The 9,440-nt window shown below is 42.6% G+C and carries 9 protein-coding genes; all 9 read right to left on the bottom strand.

From position 1 onward, the window contains the following. Window positions 1-351 (bottom strand): hypothetical protein (locus LGZ98_RS22240; RefSeq protein WP_262978604.1); only part of this gene is annotated, 351 nt, incomplete at its 3' end. Beyond that, the gene (locus LGZ98_RS22235; protein WP_262978603.1) at window positions 348-1,580 is read right to left on the bottom strand and encodes a KPHS_23130 family T6SS system protein; all 1,233 of its coding nucleotides are present in this window, start codon (window positions 1,578-1,580) and stop codon (window positions 348-350) included. The genes LGZ98_RS22235 and LGZ98_RS22240, both read right to left, overlap by 4 nt. A 5-nt stretch (window positions 1,581-1,585) precedes the next feature. Beyond that, window positions 1,586-1,849, bottom strand: a complete 264-nt coding sequence (locus tag LGZ98_RS22230) for a PAAR domain-containing protein (protein ID WP_262978602.1) — start codon at window positions 1,847-1,849, stop codon at window positions 1,586-1,588. Window positions 1,850-1,969: 120 nt separating this feature from the next. Next, a complete protein-coding gene (locus LGZ98_RS22225; RefSeq protein WP_262978601.1) occupies window positions 1,970-2,563 on the bottom strand; it encodes a hypothetical protein in 594 nt (197 codons plus the stop codon). A 10-nt stretch (window positions 2,564-2,573) separates the two neighbouring features. Beyond that, a complete protein-coding gene (locus tag LGZ98_RS22220) occupies window positions 2,574-3,830 on the bottom strand; it encodes a hypothetical protein (RefSeq protein WP_262978600.1) in 1,257 nt (418 codons plus the stop codon). Continuing rightward, window positions 3,827-6,001, bottom strand: coding sequence for a M23 family metallopeptidase (locus tag LGZ98_RS22215; protein ID WP_262978599.1), 2,175 nt, complete (start codon window positions 5,999-6,001; stop codon window positions 3,827-3,829). The genes LGZ98_RS22220 and LGZ98_RS22215 overlap by 4 nt, the downstream gene beginning before the upstream one ends. Window positions 6,002-6,091: 90 nt before the next feature. Continuing rightward, window positions 6,092-6,526, bottom strand: coding sequence for a DUF1240 domain-containing protein (locus LGZ98_RS22210; protein WP_262978598.1), 435 nt, complete (start codon window positions 6,524-6,526; stop codon window positions 6,092-6,094). Continuing rightward, window positions 6,527-8,722 carry a M23 family metallopeptidase gene (locus LGZ98_RS22205; protein WP_262978597.1) on the bottom strand — a complete coding sequence of 732 codons (2,196 nt, stop codon included), beginning with the start codon at window positions 8,720-8,722 and terminating at the stop codon, window positions 6,527-6,529. Window positions 8,723-8,766: 44 nt separating this feature from the next. Then, on the bottom strand, window positions 8,767-9,440 hold a 674-nt coding region (locus tag LGZ98_RS22200), incomplete at its 5' end, for a DUF2345 domain-containing protein (protein ID WP_262978596.1).

The raw sequence follows: 9,440 nt of genomic DNA, 5'->3' as shown, positions 1-9,440 counted from the left end.
CCCGTAACGGCAGTGCAAGCGAAAGGACAAGCTTTCCAGTGCGGCAATTGATTCAGGGAGTTGAGTCTCTACAGGTTCGATTTTTTTATCATCACCGGAAATACGTTGGCGTAGCTCTTCAAAACTCAGTTCGCCGGTTTTACGGGTAGCAACATAATAAATGCCCATTATAAGCAGAAAAACCACACTGCTTATGGCTATACCTATAAACCACGCCTGTTGAAGACGACTATCTGCCTTAATGCCTAGTTCATTAGGCATCTTCCAAACGAAGTAACTGAGTATTGCGGCTATAACCAGAACAAAAACAAGCAACAGCCAGAAAAAAGATTGAGTTCGGATACGCTTCACTGCGTTACCTCCTGTAAAATTTCATTGGGGGACACGACAGTACACCAACACCCTTCATCAGGATCAGATGAACCACTGAAAGTAAGCTGACTGGCCGCAGTATGTTGAGCATAGAGAGCAGCCGTGGCAATCACGAGCCAGGGAGCGACACAGCCCGATAGACCTAATGAGGCGTCCAGGTCGTAAATACCCTGTGCACGCGTTGTGTTTAAAGGAACAGTGCTACTCAGTGCAGTAAAGGCTTCACTGTTCGCCTGAGACAACTGTGACAGCCAAACATGCTGTAATGATTCCGGGATGACCGGCACCCAATCCAGCGCCTGTTGCACGCTTTGCACAAGCGTCGAATGGGAAGCACATTCAGGACGGTGTAAAAATGCCTGGGGTGTTAATGTCTTTTGTGTCAGACGATTACCCAATATCAGCCCGACAGCAGACTCCGCTGTCTTCTCCGGCTGCACCGGACAAATTTGCAGCGCCACGACCATTAATAACCCGCGCTCAAAAATATGGTTATCCAGCCAGTCATCCACGACAGATAACCCCGCGCCCTCAATCAGGCTCACAGGTTGGCGAATCCCCGCCTCAGACCATAGCTGCCGCCACATGTTGTTCAATTCACTTTCAGATAAAGCCGTATTGGCCTCAAACAGTAGGGAAAGCGGGGTATTATCTGGCAGTCGTTCCAGCGTCTTAGTCATCGTGGCGATAATGGATGACAACGTTCGCCGTACCAACTCATCAGGGGGTTTATCTTCCGGAGCAGGTAAACGGCTGTGACGAACAGCTTCTTCACTTAGCCATGACGCCTGTGCTTTTAACGCCTGCTCATTTCCAGTGAGTAATGCAACTTGCCTATCTGGTGTTTCTTCATCCATGAATGCTGTATGCAATGCAACACTCAAAATCTGCAACGAACGTCGCCCCCGCTGGGTTTCCTGTAAAATAACTTGCTGGCGACGTTGATCCCAACCATCGGCCCAGAGATGCTGGCTGGTATACAGTAACCACCGACATCCGGCGATAAACAACCAGCACAACGCAGGAATGCCTAACGCATGCAACCCAAAAATCACCGGCTGGCGGCGGATTTCCATGCCCCCCCACAGTATGGTATTCACTACACCGACAACAAACAGCACACTAGGAAGTAAAACAAGCCAAAACAAAAGCCGGGGAGTTTTAGGACGAGGAGCCGGGCCGGGTAAAAGATTCAATTTAACAGGCATAATGATTAACTCGCGGTAACATCCAGCAGTGAAGAGAGCAGCACACCACCGCACGCACAACGGTGCCCATGAAAGGCAATCGGGTCCCCGTCATCACAACACTCAGGATTACCTTCAACTATTACCGAGTTATTCTGCCCTGTAACTGGACAGGCCACTTTGTCACCTTTACGGGCAACCCCAATGCCATTAAATTTCATGGCTAAAGAACCTGAAATCACTTGACCACCGCAAGTCGTTTTATCTCCGATACGGATAATGCCATTCATCACTTATTTCCTTTTTCATATTACAATTAAGGCAATGCCCTTCTTTATAAAAGAAGATTCATTATTAACAGAGAAAGAATTATTTCTTACCACAAAGACACTGCATGAAATACAATTTACTTAACTAAAATCATAATTAATTTCCATTGTCATAAATAAATCTGCCACTTTATTTAAAAAATCAATCCTCTTTTTATCAGTGTATTTTATTGGATCGGGATAATACTCAGCTGCATAATTATCTTGAGAATAGAAAAATAATGTCCTCATCACACTATAAGGCTCATTATTCTTATCAAGAAAAATAACATCTGACAGAACCACTGCACCTTTACGCCTAGTAAAGGTTTTTATCTCCACCTTATATTTCATATTTAACACATAGCTAAATTTCTTATTTTTACCATACGCTTCTTTCAATGTGTTATTTATTTCATCTATATCATAGCTATATTTTTTACTTTTTCCATTCCATCTTACATAGGTAATGCCACCCGATGGATAAGCCTCACCTGATAAGTTAAAATAATCTTTCATATCATTGTAAATAAGAGGAATATTATTATATCTACAATCATTTTTAGCAGAAGCTTTTTTTAGCGCTTTTAAATTAAAAACACCGCTGTCAAATTCAATGGTATAACAATAATCTATCTTCTCTGCGTAAGCAGAGAATGAGAGTACAATTAAGATCAATGAAAATAATATATTCATACCATTACCTTTATTTCATCCTGTTATCTTCAAGCACGTCTTCTTTTTGCAACATATTTTTTTTAATAAAATAATTAGTGTGATTTATTACTCCACCATTTTTATCTCTTTTAGCATACCAATCTACAGTAAACCCATCTTTATTCCATAGAAATGAAGAATAATCATCAATATTATTATTTAAACTTCCCATTGAGAACTCTTTATTACAACTGCCAACCAATATTTTATTTATTTCTCCAGCCTTCTTATTTGATATTTCATAAATATATAACCATGTTTCTGCATCTCCACTACATCTCCCTTTAAATCCCCTTGGTTTGGATGGCAAACTTTGGAATATCGCAAGATAATCATGACCATCAATAGAATTTAACTGCGTATTGGCATAAGCATTATAAATACCTTTTTTCAATGGGATGGTTATTTTTGAACCACTTATGTTTTCTACTATAACTGCTTTTGCTTGAAGTTCCTTCCGCTGAATATAAATAGCATTATTGAGTTTTCCTCCTAATTTTTCAAGTGTAGCTTCACCATAAAAGAGTTTCTTACATTTTTCATAAACCTCATCTGAGTTTATTACTCTTCCAAGGTCATCCCATCTTCGTGGGAAAGTAATCCACTTTTTCTTTCCTATATCCCATACACCAGGCATTATTTCACCATACTCTCCATCATCACATCCTAAACCATTCGGTGCAACATATTGCCCATTCGGTGAGATTTTCCCATACCCATTGCCTCCAATAGAAAACCCTTCACCGATGCTATCATGACGATTTTTATCATAGAAGCCCGGAGCTTTAATTAAATTTTCATTGCTACCAAAATAAGAAATTGTTGCTGACCAACTATCTTTGTCTTCTATGCCAAGTGAAAGATATAGTTGTTTATTGAAATTTATATCCTGTAACATGTTATTATCTGGATCTGGGCTTTTATAAAGCTTAACTTGACCGTTTTTACATTCTTTTAGTTCATTAATTAGCAAATATCGATTAGATGAATAAAAAATTATTGCTCTTTTATCCGTAGTGCTCCTTATCATTCCATCACCATTATCTGTATCATCATTTTTCCAGTTTTCAATATTGCAAGTATTGAACTTATCAGATGTGCTGTTTTCTATAATAACAGTGGAAAAGTTATTTTTATCAAGATAAATCTTTGAGTCATCAATATTTACCACATGTTCATCATTAGCAATAGCATATAATGAAGCTAATAGTAACAATATTAACAATATTTTTCTTAAATTAATCATGACAAAACCTCTTTGGCTTTCTTAGTCATTTTATTTCTATCTTTCAACCCTTTATTACCACCATTAATTAATTTAGTGACGGATTTTATAATCGAATTTTCGTCTTCTTTTTCTTTCTCACTGGGATTTTCATGCCATTTATCCTTATCAATTTCTTTGACAATTTTAGGTTTTATACCTCTAATAAAATATCCCCCAGTATCAATGCAATTATACTCATTTTCAGTCACCTTTTGGGGATCGTCTATTACAGCTGGTCGCTTTTTCATTTTGTTAATACTTTTCTTCTTATACTCATCATCATCCCACCAGTAGTTATCAAAATCTTTTTTAGTAATCCATCCGCGATAAACCCAGTAGGCGGCATAGTTAGCCCTACCCGTCAACATTTTAAAACCTCTGCCACGAAACTTTTGTGCATCGACATCACCACAGTTTCCATTGCTCCAGCTATATGAGCCAGCAATCAAACCACCGTGACGGTTATATTTAGAACCAGAAAAATAATTATCTATTTCTGTTCCAACAGCTCCATACCAATGTCCTAATTCTGATTCATTTCTTTCCGAGTCTTCAACTATCCCTTTACCAATTTGCTTTCCATTTTCAATTAGTTGTTTCTGACTGTATTCCTGCATTGTTTTTAATCTGGCAGATTCTACTGCTCCCTGACCTAAAAAGTGTGCCTGCCTAATCGATGTGTTCATGATATATTTCAGCATGATTTTATTAATAGCATGATAATATTTTTCCGAAGCCATCTTAATAATGCTTAACTCACTCTCATTACTTTTTCTTATATCATATGTCATGATATCTATTATTTTTGACTGTTCTAACCACCCACATTTCCTGAAATGAGTAATAAACCTTCTCGGTTCAAAATTCCAGATTCTGCCGGAGGGCACTCCTGTCATATCAATACATAACGCCTTAACATGAGCAATAAACTTATTCCAGTCCTCTTCCGACATCGGCTCATCCAGGGCATCATTGGGCAATTTCAACCAGTTAAAACGGGACTCTGCCGTCGCGCCATCCCATTCAAACGGAAAATGACAAATCGCATAGCTCAAGTCTGAACGAGGTTCTGTTTTCGCGTTAAGCTGGGCCAGTAACGTCGGGGAGTTACATTGGCTATTGCTATCGCTGTCATCATCAATCAATTCCCACCCCATCCAGTGAGGAAAATCCGCGTCACTGAATTTCTTCACTTCACTTACCGCCAGATTAACCCAGCCGGCTCCGCCAGGATAATTCACTTCCCGCCAGTGAGGAGCATCCGCAGGCGATAAGGTTTCATGTTCAATATTAATAATACGCCCAAACCGTAACATCTCGTAACCCGCACTCGGGCTATCGGGGTAAAGTTTTACCGCCTTTTTATATAAATCATACTCATAATCCTCACTGACCACCGCTTCTCCCACCGTTTCATAATGCCCGTTCCGGTGTTGTCGCCGGGTCGTCATGGTGCATTTGCCCTTATCAAAACTCATGGTGATAAACAGAGGTTCCAGGCTGGTATATTGCGCCTTTTCCCAAGTCGTCGCTGTGTTTTTTTCCGGCGCTTTTGCATAGAAAGCGGTGCCTGTCGGTAGGTAGAAATGCATATCGCCATACACCACATCCGTGCGTCCATCTTTGGTGATATCCAATTCTGACGTTGTACGGCCAACTAACTTAGTCAAGTTAGTATCATCACAAAATACCTGGAAGTGCACTGCGTTAACCCCGTCCACCTGACCTACCGTGCCAAGGGGGGCTTTGTGGTAAATGGTTTTTCCCGCAGAAACGGCTTCGTCGATGGTTTTCAAATGCATATACAGTGAATAAAACACCACTTTCCCATTTTCACCACTGCCAATTTCCGTTTCATGCTTCAGCACCACACAGCCACAATCCGTTCCACCGTTATAGTTATACGGGGGCCGATCGCGCTGAGAGAATTTCGGTTGCCGGACAAAATGCACTGTTCCATCCGCGATAGCCCTGATTTTTTCCGGCTGACTGGTGCTGTCGCTGTGGACAAGGTGAACGCCACCATGCCAGGTATGCCAGTCGTTTACCGGGAAACTGCGCCGGGTATCCACCGGGATCATTCTGTCTACCCAGGCAGCATCACTTTCAGTGGCCGATTTATCCCGCAGCATAGGAGGGCTGATAATCATTTTTTTGTTCTCTATCGTTAATGGGTTAAATGATGAAGTCACCCGGAAAATAACCTGTATTTTAGGATGTTAAATGCCCGCATTTAACAATCATGACCGGCACAGTGCCTCATCAAGGGCATATTTAACCTCCATACCGGGCATTGACCCTAACGGGATACCTTCACAACGGATATATCCCTTTTCCTCCAGGGAATGGGGATAAAAGAATGAAAAAACCATCGTAGAAATTATTGCGAAAAAGAAAGAAAAAATAATAATCTTCCCTATTTTCACTTGCCAATACAGAGGCGCTTGCTTCAGGGTAAAAAGAAAATATCCCCCTAAAATAACCAGCGGATATAAAAAAACAGGACTCAAAAGCACAAAAACATCAAACCGACTGAATAAAATCACCTCTTTATATAAAAAAAGATCAGCCAATTTTATAAAAGCCCAATATGCTCCTACTGCCGGGAAGACAATAATGGCAATCAACACTATCAATGTCGGCAGTCTTTTTTTAATCTTTTCTACCCGGTTCATTTAAAAAAATCTCGGTTTAATGTCCTGAAGGGTTTCCCTTAAATAAGCGCGTATTTCTGTTTCTACCGCTTCTTTACCTTTTTCTAACATTTTATCCGCAAACATCGCGCCTAAATCCCAAAAACCTTTTTCAATCTTTCGGGCTTTCTCCAACATTTCTTGTTGAGCCGATTCAAGGTAAGCAACCACTCTATCTGTCACGCCAAATTTATCATCCAGCGCATTTAACCCCCAGGCCGCCAGTATCCCAACCCCAACAACGACAACCAAAGGGACAGCGACAATCGGTATCCACGCAACAGCAACCGCCCCGACGCCCCAACTAATGGCAGACGCGATACCTATCTTCACCACATCCGTCGCCAACGAACCAATAAATTCGGCAAGACTGGTTTTATCATTCAGGATAAAGTCCAATGTCCGGTAAGCGGCTGCCACATAAAATGTTAATCTCGCCCCTTCCACGATTGATTTACTTAATCCGTACTTACCGATCCCCAAATCAACCACTTTTGGATTTTTTAATGCAAACACCGGCGCATTTAATATTTTACGGATCCCTGGATACCCCGTCAGCTTTATCAGTTCGGTGCCTTTATGGTTAACATAAACCGTTGCTTTAATTCCCCAATCTCCTAATTTGGCAATCACCATTGACGTCGTCACGACATCTTTGCCATTCGTTCCATAATTCACCATAACCTGACCTAAATCAGATTGTGTCGCAGAAACCCAGGCTGTTTTTGTCTCTTTCCATCCCCACGACTGGAGCACTTCAAACCCCTCCTCCAGCGTCAAAAACATCACATCCTGATTACTTTGGCGTAGCATTGATCTCAACGGCTCATCAGGTAATGTGAGCGTGTTTTTAACTGTCCAATCACACTTCCTAAAGTGAGTAATGAATCTTCTTGGTTCGAAATGCCACACTCTGCCGGAGGGTAACCCTGCCATATCAATACTTAATGCCTTCGAGTGGGCAATAAATTTATTCCAATCCGCCTCTGACATGGGTTCATCCAATACATCATTAGGCGATTTCAGCCAATTAAAACGGGACGTTACTGTTGCATTGTCCCATTCAAACGAAAAATGACAAATCGTATAGCTCAAGTCTGCGCGGGGTTCTGTTTTCGCATTAAGCTGGGCCAGTAACGTCGGGGAATGACACTGGCTATTGTTGCTGCTGTCATCATCAATCAACTGCCACCCCATCCAGTGAGGAAAATCCGCGTCACTGAATTTCTTCACGTCACTCACCGCCAGATTAACCCAGCCGGCGCCACCAGGATAATTCACTTCCCGCCAGTGAGGAGCATCCGCAGGCAATAAGGTTTCATGTTCAGTATGAATAATACGCCCAAACCGTAACATCTCGTAACCCGCACTCGGGCTGTGGGGATAAAGCTCCACTGCCTTCTTATATAAATCATACTCATCATCCTCACTGACCACCGCTTCTCCCACCGTTTCATAATGCCCGTTCCGGTGTTGTCTGCGAGTTGTCATCGTACATTCGCCGTTATCAAAGCTCATCGTCACGAAAAGCGGTTCTGTGCTGATATACCCTATTCTCTCCCATTGGGTTATCTGGACTTCCTCATAAAAAACAGTGCCTGCCGGCAAGTAGAAATGTATATCGCCGTAGATGACATCCGAGCGTCCATCTTTGGTGATATCCAGTTCTGACGTTGTACGACCAACTAACTTAGTCAAGTTGGTATCATCACAAAATATCTGGAAGTGCACTGCGTTAACCCCGTCCACTTGACCTACCGTACCAAGTGGAGCTTTGCGGTAAATGGTTTTTCCCGCAGAAACGGCTTCGTCGATGGTTTTCAAATGCATATACAGCGAATAAAACACCACTTTCCCATTTTCACCTCGGCCAATTTCCGTTTCATGCTTCAGCACCACACAACCACAGTCCGTTCCACCGTTATAGTCATACGGGGGCCGATCGCGCTGAGAGAATTTCGGTTGCCGGACAAAATGCACCGTTCCGTCCGCTATAGCCCTGATTTTTTCTGGCCGGCTGGTGCTGTCGCTGTGGACAAGGTGAACACCACCATGCCAGGTATGCCAGGCATTCACCGGGAAACCTCGCCGGGCATCCACCGGTATCATTCTGTCCACCCAGACTGAATCACTTTCAGTTGCCGATTTCTCCCGCAACATAGGGGGGCTGATAATCATTTTCTTACTCCTTAATGACTCATTCGGTTAATTCGTTAAATTGTTCAGGAAAATTGCCAACGTTTTGGCGGATCTTCTGCTTTAACCGGTAAAGTAGTCGATTCGGTTTTTTGGCTGGCCGCCCCTGTTCGGTCAAAACTGGCGCATTTAATCAGGTAATCCCCCGCTGTTCCCTGCTCAATTTTGTATGGATCAAGTGTGATATAAGAGCCGCCCGCATTAAGGGTGATCTTCTTTTTCGCTGTAATATGAATTTCATCTTCCGTGCTGGTGATATTGATCGCATTACGGGCCAGCAACTCCATCAGGCCATTCTGTGCCTGAACAGAAACCGTGCCCTGATTAGCAATCAACCTGATGCCCAATTTACGTACAAACAGACTGAAAGCCTGGCCCACCCCGATAAAGAAGTTCTTTACAACGCCAATATCCGCATGCTTGCCAGCATTGGCGATCAGATTTTCCGTTGCGGCCAGTTGCAAGTGTTTCCCACTCGTCACCGATATTCCTTTCGGCGCACTCATCAGTACTACCGCCGATTTCAGGTGTTCGATGTCCTGTCGTAACAGCGCTAACTGAGCATTGATATCCGCCGCAGCCCCATTAGCCGTTTGTGCATCAGTGGAAATGGCCTGCATCTGTTCGCTCGCCACATTCAACTGGTTAAGTGCCGCCTGCATTGCCAACACATCTCCCCCCGCGTTGGCCTGTTTATCCG

Origin of the sequence: Photorhabdus kayaii (assembly GCF_025384895.1) — a bacterium.
In the GTDB taxonomy this organism is placed as follows: Bacteria; Pseudomonadota; Gammaproteobacteria; order Enterobacterales; family Enterobacteriaceae; genus Photorhabdus; species Photorhabdus kayaii.
The sequence above is the reverse complement of the archived record's forward strand: the minus strand, read 5'-3'. Positions and strand labels throughout refer to the sequence as shown.

What these genes read in the sequence shown, in the direction of transcription:
- LGZ98_RS22210 (WP_262978598.1), bottom strand. Translation starts at nt 6,526, where the DNA reads ATGAACCGGGTAGAAAAGATTAAAAAAAGACTGCCGACATTGATAGTG.
- LGZ98_RS22230 (WP_262978602.1), bottom strand. Translation starts at nt 1,849, where the DNA reads ATGAATGGCATTATCCGTATCGGAGATAAAACGACTTGCGGTGGTCAA.
- LGZ98_RS22215 (WP_262978599.1), bottom strand. Translation starts at nt 6,001, where the DNA reads ATGATTATCAGCCCTCCTATGCTGCGGGATAAATCGGCCACTGAAAGT.
- LGZ98_RS22220 (WP_262978600.1), bottom strand. Translation starts at nt 3,830, where the DNA reads ATGATTAATTTAAGAAAAATATTGTTAATATTGTTACTATTAGCTTCA.
- LGZ98_RS22225 (WP_262978601.1), bottom strand. Translation starts at nt 2,563, where the DNA reads ATGAATATATTATTTTCATTGATCTTAATTGTACTCTCATTCTCTGCT.
- LGZ98_RS22205 (WP_262978597.1), bottom strand. Translation starts at nt 8,722, where the DNA reads ATGATTATCAGCCCCCCTATGTTGCGGGAGAAATCGGCAACTGAAAGT.
- LGZ98_RS22235 (WP_262978603.1), bottom strand. Translation starts at nt 1,580, where the DNA reads ATGCCTGTTAAATTGAATCTTTTACCCGGCCCGGCTCCTCGTCCTAAA.